Annotated in this window: 14 protein-coding genes; 5 read left to right on the top strand and 9 right to left on the bottom strand. The window is 68.9% G+C overall.

Annotation, left to right across the window (positions count from 1 at the left end; translation table 11 throughout):
• Positions 1-33 precede the first annotated feature (33 nt).
• From CLM62_RS50185 to CLM62_RS22335, 6 genes are all read right to left on the bottom strand, one after another.
• Positions 34-198 carry a hypothetical protein gene (locus tag CLM62_RS50185; RefSeq protein ID WP_172629231.1) on the bottom strand — a complete coding sequence of 55 codons (165 nt, stop codon included), beginning with the start codon at positions 196-198 and terminating at the stop codon, positions 34-36.
• Between the two features lie 39 nt (positions 199-237).
• Entirely contained in the window at positions 238-1,386 is a 1,149-nt protein-coding gene (locus CLM62_RS22355) for a glycosyltransferase family 2 protein (RefSeq protein WP_257003997.1), read from the bottom strand.
• A gap of 230 nt (positions 1,387-1,616) precedes the next feature.
• Positions 1,617-1,868, bottom strand: a complete 252-nt coding sequence (locus CLM62_RS22350) for a DUF6458 family protein (protein ID WP_095751630.1) — start codon at positions 1,866-1,868, stop codon at positions 1,617-1,619.
• 97 nt (positions 1,869-1,965) lie between these two features.
• On the bottom strand, positions 1,966-3,261 hold the full coding sequence (locus CLM62_RS22345) for a M18 family aminopeptidase (RefSeq protein ID WP_095751629.1): 1,296 nt from the start codon (positions 3,259-3,261) through the stop codon (positions 1,966-1,968).
• Positions 3,262-3,552: 291 nt separating this feature from the next.
• Positions 3,553-5,379: an acyl-CoA dehydrogenase gene (locus tag CLM62_RS22340; protein ID WP_095751628.1), complete on the bottom strand. Its 1,827-nt coding sequence runs from the start codon at positions 5,377-5,379 to the stop codon at positions 3,553-3,555.
• Between the two features lie 153 nt (positions 5,380-5,532).
• Entirely contained in the window at positions 5,533-6,414 is an 882-nt protein-coding gene (locus CLM62_RS22335; protein WP_095751627.1) for an intradiol ring-cleavage dioxygenase, read from the bottom strand.
• Between the two features lie 180 nt (positions 6,415-6,594).
• On the opposite strand from CLM62_RS22335, the gene CLM62_RS22330 reads away from it, so the two are divergent.
• From CLM62_RS22330 to CLM62_RS22320, 3 genes are all read left to right on the top strand, one after another.
• A complete protein-coding gene (locus tag CLM62_RS22330) occupies positions 6,595-7,065 on the top strand; it encodes an SseB family protein (RefSeq protein WP_095751626.1) in 471 nt (156 codons plus the stop codon).
• A 194-nt stretch (positions 7,066-7,259) separates the two neighbouring features.
• Positions 7,260-7,592, top strand: a complete 333-nt coding sequence (locus CLM62_RS50180; protein WP_179382159.1) for a hypothetical protein — start codon at positions 7,260-7,262, stop codon at positions 7,590-7,592.
• Between the two features lie 169 nt (positions 7,593-7,761).
• Positions 7,762-8,733, top strand: coding sequence for a pirin family protein (locus tag CLM62_RS22320; protein ID WP_095751625.1), 972 nt, complete (start codon positions 7,762-7,764; stop codon positions 8,731-8,733).
• A gap of 241 nt (positions 8,734-8,974) precedes the next feature.
• Here CLM62_RS22320 and CLM62_RS50175 read toward each other — a convergent pair whose 3' ends face one another.
• Together CLM62_RS50175 and CLM62_RS51765 are read right to left on the bottom strand one after the other, a co-directional pair.
• A complete protein-coding gene (locus CLM62_RS50175; protein ID WP_179382185.1) occupies positions 8,975-9,433 on the bottom strand; it encodes a helix-turn-helix domain-containing protein in 459 nt (152 codons plus the stop codon).
• A gap of 9 nt (positions 9,434-9,442) precedes the next feature.
• Positions 9,443-9,745 (bottom strand): hypothetical protein, encoded by a 303-nt coding sequence (locus CLM62_RS51765; protein ID WP_257003996.1) that lies wholly within the window; start codon positions 9,743-9,745, stop codon positions 9,443-9,445.
• Positions 9,746-9,941: 196 nt separating this feature from the next.
• Between CLM62_RS51765 and CLM62_RS22305 the strand changes: the two genes are divergently transcribed.
• A complete protein-coding gene (locus CLM62_RS22305) occupies positions 9,942-11,045 on the top strand; it encodes an AI-2E family transporter (protein ID WP_095751624.1) in 1,104 nt (367 codons plus the stop codon).
• Here CLM62_RS22305 and CLM62_RS22300 read toward each other — a convergent pair.
• Positions 10,973-13,165 (bottom strand): SpoIIE family protein phosphatase, encoded by a 2,193-nt coding sequence (locus CLM62_RS22300; protein WP_095751623.1) that lies wholly within the window; start codon positions 13,163-13,165, stop codon positions 10,973-10,975. The two genes, CLM62_RS22305 and CLM62_RS22300, sit on opposite strands and share 73 nt — an antisense overlap.
• A 232-nt stretch (positions 13,166-13,397) precedes the next feature.
• On the opposite strand from CLM62_RS22300, the gene aspS reads away from it, so the two are divergent.
• Entirely contained in the window at positions 13,398-15,161 is a 1,764-nt protein-coding gene (gene aspS, locus CLM62_RS22295) for an aspartate--tRNA ligase (RefSeq protein WP_095751622.1), read from the top strand.
• Positions 15,162-15,194: the final 33 nt, after the last annotated feature.

Below are 15,194 nucleotides of genomic sequence, written 5' to 3'. Positions count from 1 at the left end.
CCGTCGAGGCCCGGCGGCGGCGCGGGCGAGGCCCTAGCGGCGCCGCGGGCGCGGTGCCAGCTTGTACAGCGCCATGCCCGCGGCCACCATCGTGGTGGCCGTGACCAGCAGCGCCAGGCTGTTCAGCCACAGGCCGGTGGCGGCCAGGGTGGCGCCGCCCGCGCCGGTGGTGCCGGCGCCGATCACTCTTCCGTACATCGTGTTTCTCCTAGCGGGTGTTGGTGTGCGGGGGGTGGGTCATGTGGCCACCCACTTCTCCTCGCTGCGGCGCAACAGCCCCCACAGCGAGGAGAAGTAGACGGCGTGCTGGAAGAGGTCGTAGAGCATCTCCGGGATCATCAGCGCCGCTACCAGGACGGCCCTGGGGCCGGCGCGGCGCACGGAGACGGTCTTCTCGACCATGAAGATCAGGCCGATCGCGGTCCAGAACGGCGAGAAGCCGGGCCAGCCGTACAGCGTCGTGTAGGTCGTCATGTAGACGAGGTAGATCAGGAACGACAGCGCGCCGAAGCCCATCAGGAACTGCTGGAGGAAGTAGCGGGCGGTGACCCGTGTCCAGCCGTAGTCGCGCAGGTTCTCCAGGGCGCCGCGCTGCCAGCGCAGGCGCTGGTGCCACAGTTTGCCGAGTGTGGGCATGACCTCGGTGGTGACCTCGCAGCCGACCGGGGACATGGCCCGGTAGCCGAGGGTCTTGACCGCCTTGGTCATCTCGTCGTCCTCGGTGAGCGAGGCGAGGCTGTAGTAGCCGGTGCCGCCGCCGATCACCCCGGCGCGGCGGGCGGTGCGCACCTCGCGCAGGACGCGGGCGCGGAACATCGTGCCGGTGCCGGTGAGGACCTGCGCCTTGCCGCCGGTGCGCTCCAGTTCCCACGCGTAGCGGTGGAACTCCATGCGCTGGAGCAGGCCGAGGAAGCCGCCGCCCTGCTCGCCGTAGAAGATCCCGCCGACGGCGCCGACCCTGCGGTTGAAGGTGGCGAGGGCGGTCTCGGCGAACCACGGGTTGAGCACGGTGTCGGCGTCCTGCACCAGCAGCAGGTCGCGGTCGTCCAGGTGCGGCAGCATCCAGGCGATGGCCTGGTTGAGGGCGCCGGCCTTCTTGTGGGCGTTGCCCTGCGTGTGGAAGACCTGGGCGCCGTGGGCCATGGCGACGGTGGCGGTGTCGTCGGTGCAGTTGTCGGCGACCACCACGATCAGGTCGGGGCGCCGGGTCTGCTGCCACAGGCCGTCGATGGCGGCGGCGATGCGGTCCGCTTCGTTGTGGGCCGGTATCAGGACCGCGAGGCGCGGTCTGCCGACCGGTTGCTCGGGGGCGGCGTGGGCACGGCGGGCGGCGTGCCGACGCGCGCCGCGCGGCCGAGGGCCGCCGGGTACCGCGAGGTCGAGCATGGCGGTACCCCCCTGGTACGAAGCATGCGCAACAAGCAGGACCCGGTACCGCACACCCCCCGGGCCCCTGGGACCTCCCTACTCTTCACGATTTCCCTACAATCCGACAAGTCGTCCCGAGTAACGGACTGCTCACGGTTGTCTCTTTTTGCCCTGTGAGCCCTGTTCGTGACGACGGATCAGATCCGATTCATCGGATCCGGTCATCGGATCCGGTCATCGGATCGGGTTCAGATGCCGTAACCGTCCCTGTATCCGTCCCGACGGCTGTGGTGCCGTTCCTCCTCGACGACCGGCGTTGTGGGTGGCATCACGACCCGCCGACGACGCGCGATGCTGCTGAAGGTGCTGACGCCGATCAATCCGACGACCATCAGGATGATGCCGACCAGGTCGAGATTGACCCCCTGCATCTCCCAGTCGGTCGCGAACGTGAGGATGGCTCCCACGGCGATGAGGATGATGCATCCGCCGAGGCCCATGAGTGTCGCCTCCCTGTGCGGTCCGGTCGTTCCGGTCCGCCGCCCGGGTACCCCCGCCGGCAACGCCCATGCGACAGCAGTGCTTTCCAGGAAGGCCTTACCCCTCCAGGAACGCCACCAGCGCGTTCGTCAGCAGGTGCGGGTCGTCGGCGCCGCACAACTCCCGGGCGCTGTGCATCGACAGGATCGCCACGCCGATGTCGACGGTCCGGATGCCGTGGCGGGCCGCGGTGATCGGGCCGATCGTCGTACCGCACGGCATGGAGTTGTTGGAGACGAAGTGCTGGAAGGGCACGTCCGCCTTCTCGCAGGCGGCGGTGAAGACGGCCCGGCCCGAACCGTCCGTGGCGTAGCGGTTGTTGACGTTGACCTTCAGGATCGGTCCGCCGTTGACGCGCGGGTGGTGTGTCGGGTCGTGCCGCTCCGCGTAGTTGGGGTGGACCGCGTGGCCCGTGTCGGAGGAGAGACAGACGGTCCCCGCGAAGGCTCTCGCCCGGTCCTCGTACGACCCTCCGCGCGCGAACACCGAACGCTCCAGCACGCTGCCGAGCAGCGGCCCGTCCGCGCCCGTGTCCGACTGCGAGCCGTTCTCCTCGTGGTCGAAGGCGGCCAGCACCGGGATGCACGGCAGGTCTTCACCCCCGGCGATCGCCGCCAGCGCGGCCGCACCGGCGTGCACCGACAGCAGGTTGTCCATGCGCGGACCGGCGACCAGCTCCCTGTCGCGGCCCAGGTAGGCCGGCGGCTCCACGGAGTGGGTCATCAGGTCCCAGCCGGTGACCTCGCCCGCGCCGATCCCGGTCTCCTCCTCCAGGAAGGAGATCAGGTCCCCGTCGCGCACGTCGTTGCCCAGCCCCCAGATGGGCTGCAGGTGCCGCTGCTTGTCCAGCTTCAGCCCCTCCGACGACGCGGAGCGGTCCAGGTGGATGGCGAGTTGCGGGACGCGCAGCAGCGGGCGGTCCACGTTCACCAGCCGCGTCGAGCCGTCCCGCAGGGTGAGCCGGCCCGCGAGGCCCAGGTCCCGGTCGAGCCAGGAGTTCATCAGCGGCCCGCCGTAGATCTCCACGGCGACCTGCCGCCAGCCGTGCGCCCCCAAGTCGGGCAGCGGCTTGACCCGCAGGTTCGGGGAGTCGGTGTGCGCGCCGACGATCCGGAACGGCGTGTGCGGAGCGGCGCCCTCGGGGACGTACCACGCGATGATCGCTCCGCCGCGCAGCACGTACTTGCCGCCGGTCGACCCGTCCCAGGCGTCCGTCTCGGCGACCTGGCGGAAGCCGGCCTTCTCCAGCCGCTCGGCGGCGTTCGCCACGGCGTGGTACGGCGAGGGGCTCGCCGTCAGGAAGGACATGAGGTCGTCGGTGTGGCCGCGGTCGAAGCGGGAGGGTGCGCTCATGGGTTCACCTTAACGACGACGAGGTTCACCTGGACGATGATGCGGTTCACCTCAACGACGTACGAGGGGCACATCAGCGACGTACGAGCACTGGTCAGCGGCGTACGAGCACCGGTCAGCGGCGTACGAGGACCGGTCAGTGACGTACGAGGACCGGTCAGTGACGTACGAGGACCGGTCAGCGGCGTACGAGGACCGGTCAGCGACGTACGAGGACCGGTCAGCGACGTACGAGGGCCCGCTCCCGTCCGCCGGGAGCGGGCCCTCGTGAGGTGTCGATGGGGACCGGGACTAGAACGCTGCCTCGTCCAGCTCCATCAGGTCCAGCTCGACGCCCTCGGCCACCTTGCGGGCCAGGGTCACGCCGGGCAGGACGTTGGCCGCGAAGAACTTCGCCGCCGCGATCTTGCCGGTGTAGAAGGCCTTGTCCTTCGCGGAAGCTCGCTCCAGCTTGTCTGCCGCCACAGCGGCGCCCTTCAGCAGCAGGTAGCCGACGACCACGTCCCCGGAGGCCATCAGCAGGCGGGTGGTGTTGAGGCCCACCTTGTAGATGTTCTTGACGTCCTGCTCGGTGGCCGCGAGGTCGGTGAGCATCAGGCCGACGATGGCCTCCAGCTCGACGGCGGCCTTCGCGAGGTGCTCACGCGCACCCGCGAGCTCCTCGCCGCCCGTGCCCAGCGCCAGGAACTTCTTGATGTCCTCGGCGAGGGAGTTCAGCGCCGCGCCCTGGTTGCGGACGATCTTCCGGAAGAAGAAGTCCTGGCCCTGGATCGCGGTCGTGCCCTCGTACAGGGTGTCGATCTTGGCGTCGCGGATGTACTGCTCGATCGGGTACTCCTGCAGGAACCCGGAGCCGCCGAAGGTCTGCAGCGACTGGGCGAGCTGCTCGTAGCCCTTCTCGGAGCCGTAGCCCTTGACGATCGGCAGGAGGAGGTCGTTGAGAGCGTGCTCGGTGGAGGCGTCCTCGCCGCTCGCCTCCTTGACCGCGATCGCGTCCTGGACCGAGGCGGTGTAGAGGACCAGCGCGCGCATGCCCTCCGCGTACGCCTTCTGCGTGATCAGCGCGCGGCGGACGTCGGGGTGGTGGGTGATGGTGACCTTGGGCGCGGTCTTGTCCATGAAGTTGGCGAGGTCCGGACCCTGGACGCGCTCCTTGGCGTACTCGAGGGCGTTGAGGTAGCCCGTCGACAGTGTGGAGATCGCCTTCGTGCCGACCATCATCCGCGCGAACTCGATGATCCGGAACATCTGGCGGATGCCGTCGTGCTTGTCGCCGATCAGCCAGCCCTTGGCCGGGTGGCGGTCGCCGAAGGTCATCTCGCAGGTGTTGGAGGCCTTCAGGCCCATCTTGTGTTCGACGTTCGTGGCGTAGACGCCGTTGCGCTCGCCCAGCTCGCCGGTCTCGAAGTCGAACAGGTACTTCGGTACGAGGAAGAGGGACAGGCCCTTGGTGCCGGGGCCGGCACCCTCGGGACGCGCGAGCACGTAGTGAAGGATGTTCTCCGACATGTCGTGCTCACCGGACGTGATGAAGCGCTTGACGCCCTCGATGTGCCAGGAGCCGTCCTCCTGCTGGACCGCCTTGGTGCGACCGGCGCCCACATCCGAGCCGGCGTCCGGCTCGGTGAGGACCATCGTCGAGCCCCACTGCTTCTCGACGGCGATCTGGGCGATCTTCTTCTGGACGTCGTTGCCCTCGTCGAAGAGGATCCCGGCGAAGGCCGGACCGGAGGAGTACATCCACACGGCCGGGTTCGCGCCCAGGATCAGCTCGGCGTACGACCAGATCAGCGACGGGGGTGCCGTCGTGCCGCCGATCTCCTCGGGCAGGCCCAGGCGCCAGTACTCGGAGTCCATGTAGGCCTGGTAGCTCTTCTTGAAGGACTCCGGGACCGGCGCGGTGTTCGTCTCGGGGTCGAAGACCGGCGGGTTGCGGTCGGCGTCCGCGAAGGACTCCGCGAGCTCCTTCTCCGAGAGGCGCGTCAGCTCCTCCAGGATGGACTTCGCGGTGTCCGTGTCCATCTCCGCGAACGGGCCGGTGCCGTACAGCTTGTCGCGCCCGAGCACCTCGAAGAGGTTGAACTCGATGTCGCGGAGATTCGACTTGTAGTGCCCCATGGCGACGGCTCCGTTGAGGGATTCGGCGAGGCACTGACTCCTCGCAGCTAGTTCACGTACCAATAAGTAGCTCCGATGATGCTACCCGTCGGTAATAAGAAGCAACCCCAAACGGACAGGTGTGACGCGTTAGACCGGCACGTGAGCGTCGCCTCAGACAGGCACCGTGAGCGTCGCCGTGTAGCCCTTGCCGACGCTGCCCGACATCGCCGCGAGCTGCTGCTCGTAGCCGTCGCTGAAGATGTTGTCCGACTCCAGGGACAGCTGGCCCATGTTGCTGACGCTCTCGCTGTAGCCGTCCGTCGCGTACACCGTGTCGCAGACGTCCTTCGGCAGCGCGAGCTGGGAGGTGTTCGTGATGGAGGTGGCCGCCGTGGCGTCCTCCAGGCTGCCGTAGACCTCGAAGTGGATGTGCGGCCAGCGACCGGCGTAGCAGCCGGGGAAGATGCTCGTGAAGGTGACCTGGCCCTTGTCGTCCGTCTCCTGGACGCCCCGCAGGTAGTTCTCCTCCGTGACGCCCTCGGAGTACAGGGAGTAGTTGCCCTCCCGGTCGCAGTGCCAGATGTACACGGCGGCGCCCTTCTTCGGGGTCCCGCAGCCGGAGGCGGCGTCCACGACCGTGAGCGTGACGGTCAGGGGCACGCCCTCGGCGGTGCCGCCAGCGGAGTCGCCGAAGCTCTTCCTGATGTCGCTGCGGACGACACCGCTCTCCTTCAGGACGTTCACGCCGTTCGAGCCGTCGCCGGGGAAGGGGCCGGCCGTCTCGTCCGGGATCGTCGCGCACTCGGCGGACGAGGAGGACGAGGAGGAGGAAGAAGAGGACGAGGACGACGAGGAGCCCGAGGAGCCCGAGGAAGCCGGGCTCGACGAGTCGCCGCCGGCAGAGGTGTCGTCCTCGGCGGAGCACCCCACCAGCGGCACCAGGCTCGCCCCCGCGAGCAACCGGATCATCCGGCGGCGGGCGAGGACGGGGAGGTCGTAGGAGAGACCTCTGTCGTGCTCGTGGACGTCGTCGCCGTGGTGGTGTCCGCTCATGGCCGTGTCCCCTTGCCGGTGATTGCTCACGCTTTGCCGTTCCGTGGTGCGCTCTTGATACGTCGGACGCTATGGCTACCAGCTGTGCGAAACCAGGGCCCGCAGCTGTCAACTCGCTGTGGAACGTGCGCGCGCCCATACCGCCTCGGCCGCCCCGGTCCTCTCGGTACGCTTACGCTCATGTACGGCTACGACCAGAACGTGGGCGGCGGCGCGCAGCAGCAGTACGCCCCGCCGCAGCAGCCCATGTCCGGCGGCTACGGCCAGCAGCCGCCGCTCTACCCCGAGCCGTCCCCGCCCTCGCTCGCGGACGCGGTGCGGGCCTTCACCACCGGGCAGATGGCCGCCGAGGACTTCCAGCAGGTCTTCGCGACCTCGAAGGTCTACTGCCCGCGCGGTGACAACCCGGGCTTCCTCGCCCTGCACAACACCCAGCAGCCGGTGATCCCGATGTTCACGTCGCTGAAAGAGCTGCGCAGGTACGCGGGCAAGGAGTCCAAGTACTTCGTGATCACCGGCGCCGAGGTGATCGACCTGCTCCCGACCGGGTACGGCTTCGTCCTCGACATGGAGGGCGAGCACCGGATGGTCTTCGACTCGAAGGCCGTGGAGCAGATGGTCGAGTTCGCGATGCGCCGGATGTATGGCTGATTCTCTTCAGTTGGGTCAGCTGGGTCAGTTGGGGAGCCGCAGGGCCAGTCCGTCGAGGACGACCTCCAGGCCGTAGGCGAATTTGGTGTCTCTGGGCCACGGGGTCCGTGGTCGCGGCGGTGAGGACGTCGTGCGGGCCGGCGAGGTGCTCGTAGTCGGCGGCGGCCTGCTGGGCGGCGGGCGCGAGGCGGGCGATGAACTCCGCCTCGGTCTCGCCGGAGCGGGCGACCGTGGTGAGCCAGGCGGCCTCCGTGGTGCTCATGCCGATCACGTACGACAGGACCGTGTCGATCGCGCCGGACGGCTCGGGGAATCCGGCTGCCGTGAACAGGGCGGCCAGGCGCTCGGAGAAGGACATGAGGTCCATGTCGACGACCTTCACGGTGAGCGCGATCGGTGTGCCGGCGGCGGCGGTGCTGGCGACGCTGGTGATGCGGGACGGGAAGCCGTCGGAGGCGGAGGCCGGGGAGGCGCCGGGAGCGGACTCGGACTCGGACTCGGCGAAGGAGGCGGAGTTGGTCGCCTGACCCTGGTTGAGTGGTCCGGGAGGCCGGTGCCCTGCGCGGGGCACCGGCCTCCGGCGTTGTCCGCGTCCGCCGGCCCGTTCTCCGGCGGGAATGCCCTGTTGGCCTTCCCGGTTAGGGGTGGCAGAAAGTTCAACGCTCAACTAAACTCGGAGCACAAGGAGGTACCGACATGCCTGCAGTGACCGTCGAGAACCCGCTGACGCTGCCGCGCGTCGCCGCATCCGCCGATGCCGTGGCACGTCCCGTACTCGCCGTCACGACCGCGCCCAGCGGTTTCGAGGGCGAGGGCTTCCCGGTGCGCCGTGCGTTCGCCGGGATCAACTACCGCCATCTGGATCCGTTCATCATGATGGACCAGATGGGCGAGGTGGATTACGCGCCCGGGGAGCCGAAAGGGACCCCGTGGCACCCGCACCGCGGCTTCGAGACCGTCACCTACATCATCGACGGCATCTTCGACCACCAGGACTCCAACGGCGGTGGCGGCACCATCACCAACGGCGACACCCAGTGGATGACGGCAGGCGCGGGCCTGCTCCACATCGAGGCGCCGCCGGAGTCCCTCGTCATGTCCGGAGGCCTGTTCCACGGGCTCCAGCTCTGGGTCAACCTGCCTGCCAGGGACAAGATGATGCCGCCGCGCTATCAGGACATCCGAGGCGGTCAGGTTCAGCTCCTCACCTCGCCGGACGGCGGCGCGCTGCTCCGGGTGATCGCCGGTGAGCTGGACGGCCACCAGGGACCGGGGATCACGCACACGCCCATCACGATGGTTCACGCGACACTGGCGCCGGGCGCGGAAATCACGCTGCCGTGGCGCGAGGACTTCAACGGGCTCGCCTACGTGCTGGCGGGACGTGGCGCGGTGGGCGCGGAGCGCCGGCCGATCCACCTCGGTCAGACGGCCGTATTCGGAGCGGGCTCCTCGCTGACCGTCCGCGCCGATGAGAAGCAGGACTCCAACGCGCCGGATCTGGAGGTCGTCCTGCTGGGCGGTCAGCCGATCCGGGAGCCGATGGCGCACTACGGTCCCTTCGTGATGAACACGCGGGCAGAATTGGAGCAGGCGTTCGAGGACTTCCAGAAGGGCCGACTGGGGACGATCCCGGCGGTGCACGGGATGTCTGAGGGCGGCATGTAGTTCGCGCAGTTCGCGCTTCGAGCGGGGATCTTCCGGCTTGACGTCCGTGCTTGACCTCGTCGCCGGTGCAGCCGGTGGCGGTCCGCTCGGCCGACCAGGGAAGTTTCACAACGTTGGTGATGCCGGTTCAGGCACATGTCGAGTAACGCCCTCGGTGGGCTGTAGATCTCGGGTACGGTACGACGAGGCCCGAAGCCGCAACCTCGTTTTGCGGCTTCGGGCCTCTCTTGTCAGGACGCTGCTACGGCAGCACGTAGATGGGCGCTCCGTCCGCAGCGCAGCCCGTCTGCCGCATGCAGCCGCGCTTGAGCAGGGTGCGGAGGCAGTCGTGGACGCGGGCGACGGTGAGCCCCGTACGCGTGGCGATCTCTTCCAGGCGGTAAGTGGCCTCGCCCCGAACGAGCGCAGGCGCCAGGTAGGCGGCTACCGCATGGATGTCCTCGGTGAAGACGAGGTTCTTCGCCTTCCAGGTGGCGAGGAGCTGTTGGGGCGTCAGCTTCGGTTCCGAGTGACGGAACCTGAGGGACTGGGCGATGTCCTGTAGGGCGTCTGCGATCAGGGTTTGGCTGCGAGCGATCGCGCTCTGGCTGCGGGCGATTGTGCTCTGGCTCTGGCTGATGTCTCGTAGGAGATCGGTTTGCTCCCTCTGGAAGGCCGCCATCATCTCGTCGGCCTGGATGTTCCTCACTTCGAGCCGCATTCACCATCCTCATGTGTTTCTTGAGCCCGTGAGCTGCAATCTTGCGCGAACCGTCGATCCTGTCGACGGTTCGTGCAAGATCGCCAAGGGATGTTGTGTGTTCTTGTGCGACCCCATGGCGCAACGCGTCTCTTGTGTTGGTGTAGCCAAGGCCATTGCAACATCCACGGCCGGAAACCAGTGAGTCCCGTCCGGCAACGTCAGCCTCCGCACTCGCGCCCCCGTGGCCGCGAACACGAAGTCGTTGATGTCGATCGCGTCCTGCCGCTGTGCCGCCGACTGGTCCGGCGGTGTGTTGTTCTGCTCGCTCATCGAGCTCACCTCCGCCTCGGAAGCTAGGCACGCATGGATGCGGCTCACGTCCATAGCAAGGATGTTCACCCGATAGTGGATAGAGGCATCGATTCTGCTGGGGACGCTCAGCTGCAACCCCCCCCCGCCTTCCCCGCATACGGCGTTCGGCCCCCTCAGCGCGACGCCCCCAGCTGACGTATGGCCAGATGGGAACGTGCAGGCACCGCAACCGTCTCTACTTCCGGACCCCGTCCGCCGCTTCGCCGCCTGGTGTGCCGTACTCCTGCTCGTAGCCGGCGTCGTCTACGTCGGGATCCGGTTGGCCGTGGAGTTCCGGACGGCCGTCGTGCCCGTACTGCTCGCGCTGCTCGGGACCGCCCTGCTCGGGCCCTTCCACCGGCGACTCGTCAAGGCCAAGGTCAATCGGTCCGTCGCCGCCGGGGTCACCTGTGTCGCCGTGCTGGGTGTCGTCGGTGGGGCCGTGTATATCGTCGTCGCCGCGCTCATCGACACCGGGGACGAGATCGTCGCCTCGCTCAAGGACGCGGCGCAGGGGCTCAGTGACCACTTCGGGGCCGCCGGGACCTCGCTCGACGACCTCGCTTCCAACGCGAAGGAGCTGCTGACCAAGTTCGGGGGGACGGCCGCGTCCGGGGTCATCAGTGGCGTCAGCGTCGTCGGCGAGACCATCGCCATGGCCGTACTCGCCCTGCTCCTCGTCTTCTTCTTTCTGCGGGACTCCGACAAAGCCGCCGATACCTTGCGGGCCCTCTCTCCGCATCACAGGGGCGACCTCCTGGAAGCCATGGCCCGGCGGGCCTACCAGGCCGTCGAGGGGTTCATGCGCGGGACCACCCTCATCGCGCTCATCGATGCCCTGTGCATCACCGTCGGGCTGCTGGTTCTTGATGTGCCGGGGGCCGTGGGGTTGGGAGCGCTCGTCTTCGTGGGGGCTTATATCCCCTACCTCGGCGCCTTCCTCTCCGGTGCGGTCGCCGTGCTCGTGGCGCTGGCCGATCGGGGGTTCGTGATCGCGCTGTGGGCGCTCGGTATCGTGCTCGCCGTGCAGGTCCTGGAGGGGCATGTCCTGCAGCCCATGATCCAGAGCCGGACCGTGCAGATGCATCCCGCCGTCGTCATGGTGGCCATCACCGCGGGGGCCTCCGTCGCCGGCGTTCTCGGGATGCTGCTCGCCGTGCCGCTCACCGCCGCCGTATTCGGGGTCGTACACGAGTTGCGTACGCGCTATTCCGCATCCGCCGTGGACTCGTCGGCAGAGGACTCGTCGGCAAAGGACTCGTCGGCAGAGGACTCATAGAGCTCGAACCAGATGCTCTTCCCCTCGCCCCGCGGATCCACCCCCCACACCTCCGCCAGCAGCTCGATCAGCATCAGCCCGCGGCCCGACGAGGCCAGCTCGCCGGGTCTGCGCCTGTGCGGGAGGTCGTCGCTGGTGTCCGTCACCTCGACCCGCATCCGGCGCGCGCCCGGCTCGCCCCTCACCTCGGCCAGCAGCAGTGCGTCGGCGTCCGTGTGGACCAGGACGTTGGTCAGCATTTCGGAGAGCAGCAGGACCGCCGAGTCGACCTGGTCCGGCGAGGTCCAGTCGTGGAGCAGCTCCCTCAGGTGCTGGCGGGCCACCGCCACGAGTTCCGGTTCCGCCTGGGCCACCGACAGCATCGTGCGGCGGATCCGGGGCCGTACGGCGATCGAGTCGCCGCAGCCGCAGCCCTCGCCCTCCCGGCACAGGAGCAGGACGGCTATGTCGTCCTCGCGGCGGTCGGCCAGGGGGCCGGTGGTGTGGTGGGAGGACGGGCCGTGCACCGCCTGGACCAGGGCGTCGGCGAGTTCCTCCAGGTCGCCCTCGTGGCTCTCGAGGATCGCGCGGATCCGTTTCCAGCCGGTCTCCATGTCGTGGCCGCCGGTCTCGATCAGGCCGTCGGTGCACAGCAGCAGGGTCTCGCCGGGTTCGAGGGTGATCCGGGTGGTGGGGTAGTCGGCGTCCGGGTCGATGCCGAGGGGCAGGCCGCCGGCCGTGGGGCGGGTGAGGACCGTGCCGTCCCCCATGCGGATCGCCGGGTCGGGGTGCCCGGCGCGGGCGACGTCCAGGACGCCGGTCGTGGGGTCGACCTCCACGTACAGGCAGGTCGCGAAGCGGAGATCCGAGGGGTCCTCGTCGCCGTATGTCATGCCGTGCAGGAAGCGGGACGCGCGGGAGAGCACCGCGTCGGGGCGGTGGCCCTCCGAGGCGTAGGCGCGCAGTGCGATGCGGAGCTGGCCCATCAGGCCCGCCGCCCTGACGTCGTGGCCCTGCACGTCGCCCATGACCAGGGCGAAGCGACCTCCCCCGGATTCCGTCCGGGAGGTGCCCCCAGGCAGCGGGATCATGTCGTACCAGTCGCCGCCGACCTGGAGGCCGCCGCCGGTGGGGACGTAGCGGGCCGCCACGCTCATGCCGGGAATCCGAGGGCCCAGCGTGGGGAGCATGCTGCGCTGCAGGCCGTCCGTCAGTTCCCGCTCCGACTCGGTGATCCCCGCCCGGGACAGCGCCTGCGCGAGCATCCGCGCCACCGTCGTCAGGACCGACCGCTCGTCCGGCGTGAACGCCACCGGGTAGGTGAAGGCCGCCATCCAGGCGCCCATCGTGCGGCCGGCAACCGTCAGCGGCAGAAACGCCCAGGACTGGCGGCCGAAGTGCTGGGCGAGCGGCCAGGTGACCGGGTAGCGGGACTTGTAGTCCTCGGGGGAGGAGAGGTAGACCGCGCGGCCGGTGCGGACGACCTCGGCGGCCGGGTAGTCCGTGGACAGCGACATGTGGGAGAAGGGGTTCTCGTCGCCGGGCTGATGTCCGTGATTGCCGATGATCGTCAGGCGGTCGCCCTCGACGCCGAAGACGGCCAGGCCGTCCGGGGAGAAGCCGGGCATGGCGAGGCCGGCCGCCACCCGCAGGACCTCGGCCGTCGACCGGGCCTCGGCCAGGGCGCGGCCCGCGTCCAGCAGGAACGCCTCGCGGGAGCGGCGCCAGTCGCCGGTGACCGGGGTGCGCGCGGCCGCGCCCGGCGGGGGCTCGGTGATCTCCTGGAGGGTGCCGATCAGCTCGTACTCCCCGGTGGCCGGGTCCATGACCGGCTTGGAGCGGCTGCGGACCGAACGGATCACGCGGCCCTGCTCGTCCATGATCCGCAGCCGGGCCTCGGCGAGGGTGCCCTCGGCGGCGGCGAGCTGCACGATGCCGTCGATCTCGTTCCAGTCGACGGGGTGGAAGCGGGAGCGGATCCCGGCCTCTGTGAGGGTGACCGGCTCGGCGGGCAGCCCGACCAGCCGCGCGGCCTCGGCGTCCAGCATGACGAGGCCCGCGGTGTTGTCCCAACGCCACAGGCCGGTCGCGAGGGCGGCGAGGACCTGCCCCACGGCGGGCAGGGGCTCACCAGTGCGCATTGCCCCACCTTAAGAAGAGGCGGTCGGAGAGTGCCACTGTTCATGGCCATGGCACTCTCCCGGAACTCTCCCGGAACTCTCCCGGGACTCTCACGGTCGCGGCCCGTGATGTCGCGGCCCGTAATGGTGGGGAGCCGATCTTGGGGTGCCCGGTACGCTTGGGGGAGTTTCACGTGAAACGAACCTTCACGAGAAACGAGCCCCCGATCCGCGAAGACTGGATGAAACGACGATGCATCGGTACAGGTCCCACACCTGCGGCGAGCTCCGCGCCTCTGACGTCGGCACCGACGTCCGGCTGAGCGGCTGGCTGCACAATCGGCGCGACCTGGGCGGCATCCTCTTCATCGATCTGCGCGACCACTACGGCATCACGCAGCTCGTGGCCCGCCCCGGCACCCCGGCGTACGAGGCCCTCGACAAGCTGACCAAGGAGTCCACGGTCCGCGTCGACGGCAAGGTCGTCTCCCGAGGCACCGAGAACGTCAACCCCGACCTGCCCACCGGCGAGGTCGAGGTCGAGGTCGGCGAGGTCGAGCTGCTCGGCGCCGCCCAGCCGCTGCCCTTCACGATCAACACCGAGGACGGGGTCAACGAGGAGCGGCGCCTGGAGTACCGCTTCCTGGACCTGCGCCGCGAGCGCATGCACCGCAACATCATGCTGCGTACGGCCGTCATCTCGGCCATCCGGCACAAGATGGCCGCGCTGGGCTTCAACGAGATGGCCACGCCGATCCTCACCGCCACCTCCCCCGAGGGCGCCCGCGACTTCGTGGTCCCCTCGCGTCTGCACCCGGGCAAGTTCTACGCCCTCCCGCAGGCCCCGCAGCAGTTCAAGCAGCTGCTGATGATCTCCGGCTTCGACCGCTACTTCCAGATCGCGCCCTGCTTCCGCGACGAGGACGCCCGCGCGGACCGTTCGCCGGGCGAGTTCTACCAGCTCGACGTCGAGATGAGCTTCGTCGAGCAGGAGGACGTGTTCCAGCCGATCGAGCAGCTGATGACCGAGCTGTTCGAGGAGTTCGGGCGCGGCCGCCACGTCACCTCCCCGTTCCCCCGCATCCCCTTCCGCGAGGCGATGCTGAAGTACGGCTCCGACAAGCCGGACCTGCGCGCCCAGCTGGAGCTCGTCGACATCACCGACGTGTTCGAGGGCTCGGAGTTCAAGGCGTTCGCCGGTAAGCACGTACGCGCGCTGGCGGTGCCGGCCGTGCAGGACCAGCCCCGGAAGTTCTTCGACCAGCTCGGGGACTACGCGGTCTCGCAGGGCGCCAAGGGTCTGGCCTGGGTGCGGGTCGCCGAGGACGGTTCGCTGTCCGGCCCGATCGCGAAGTTCCTCACCGAGGAGAACGTCAAGGTCCTCACCGAGCGCCTCGGTCTGGAGGCCGGTCACGCCGTGTTCTTCGGCGCGGGCGAGTTCGACGAGGTCTCGAAGATCATGGGCGCGGTGCGGGTCGAAGCCGCTCGCAGGGCCGGGCACTTCGAGGAGAACGTCTTCCGGTTCTGCTGGATCGTCGACTTCCCGATGTTCGAGAAGGACGAGGAGACCGGGAAGATCGACTTCTCGCACAACCCGTTCTCGATGCCCCAGGGCGGCATGGACGCCCTGGAGAACCAGGACCCGCTGGACATCCTGGCCTGGCAGTACGACATCGTCTGCAACGGCGTCGAGCTGTCCTCCGGCGCGATCCGGAACCATGAGCCGGACATCATGCTCAAGGCCTTCAACATCGCGGGCTACGACAACGAGACCGTCGAGCGCGAGTTCGCCGGCATGCTGCGTGCGTTCCGCTTCGGCGCCCCGCCGCACGGTGGCATCGCGCCCGGCGTCGACCGCATCGTGATGCTGCTGGCCGACGAGCCGAACATCCGCGAGACGATCGCCTTCCCGCTCAACGGCAACGCCCAGGACCTGATGATGGGCGCGCCGACGGAGCTGGAAGAGGCGCGGCTGAGGGAGCTGCACCTGTCGGTGCGCAAGCCGCAGCCGAAGTAGGGCACACCGGTACGTCCACCAGTACGTCTGCGA

The sequence above is a fragment of the Streptomyces sp. SA15 genome (assembly GCF_002291145.1).
Taxonomy (GTDB): Bacteria; Actinomycetota; Actinomycetes; order Streptomycetales; family Streptomycetaceae; genus Streptomyces.
The sequence above is the reverse complement of the archived record's forward strand: the minus strand, read 5'-3'. Positions and strand labels throughout refer to the sequence as shown.

Excerpts from the sequence above, each read along its gene's own strand:
- CLM62_RS22355 (WP_257003997.1), bottom strand. The coding sequence starts at position 1,386 with ATGCTCGACCTCGCGGTACCCGGCGGCCCTCGGCCGCGCGGCGCGCGT.
- CLM62_RS22320 (WP_095751625.1), top strand. The coding sequence starts at position 7,762 with ATGCCTGCAGTGACCGTCGAGAACCCGCTGACGCTGCCGCGCGTCGCC.
- aspS (WP_095751622.1), top strand. The coding sequence starts at position 13,398 with ATGCATCGGTACAGGTCCCACACCTGCGGCGAGCTCCGCGCCTCTGAC.
- CLM62_RS50185 (WP_172629231.1), bottom strand. The coding sequence starts at position 198 with ATGTACGGAAGAGTGATCGGCGCCGGCACCACCGGCGCGGGCGGCGCC.
- CLM62_RS22350 (WP_095751630.1), bottom strand. The coding sequence starts at position 1,868 with ATGGGCCTCGGCGGATGCATCATCCTCATCGCCGTGGGAGCCATCCTC.
- CLM62_RS22335 (WP_095751627.1), bottom strand. The coding sequence starts at position 6,414 with ATGAGCGGACACCACCACGGCGACGACGTCCACGAGCACGACAGAGGT.
- CLM62_RS22345 (WP_095751629.1), bottom strand. The coding sequence starts at position 3,261 with ATGAGCGCACCCTCCCGCTTCGACCGCGGCCACACCGACGACCTCATG.
- CLM62_RS50180 (WP_179382159.1), top strand. The coding sequence starts at position 7,260 with ATGAACTCCGCCTCGGTCTCGCCGGAGCGGGCGACCGTGGTGAGCCAG.
- CLM62_RS22300 (WP_095751623.1), bottom strand. The coding sequence starts at position 13,165 with ATGCGCACTGGTGAGCCCCTGCCCGCCGTGGGGCAGGTCCTCGCCGCC.
- CLM62_RS22330 (WP_095751626.1), top strand. The coding sequence starts at position 6,595 with ATGTACGGCTACGACCAGAACGTGGGCGGCGGCGCGCAGCAGCAGTAC.
- CLM62_RS51765 (WP_257003996.1), bottom strand. The coding sequence starts at position 9,745 with ATGAGCGAGCAGAACAACACACCGCCGGACCAGTCGGCGGCACAGCGG.
- CLM62_RS50175 (WP_179382185.1), bottom strand. The coding sequence starts at position 9,433 with ATGCGGCTCGAAGTGAGGAACATCCAGGCCGACGAGATGATGGCGGCC.
- CLM62_RS22340 (WP_095751628.1), bottom strand. The coding sequence starts at position 5,379 with ATGGGGCACTACAAGTCGAATCTCCGCGACATCGAGTTCAACCTCTTC.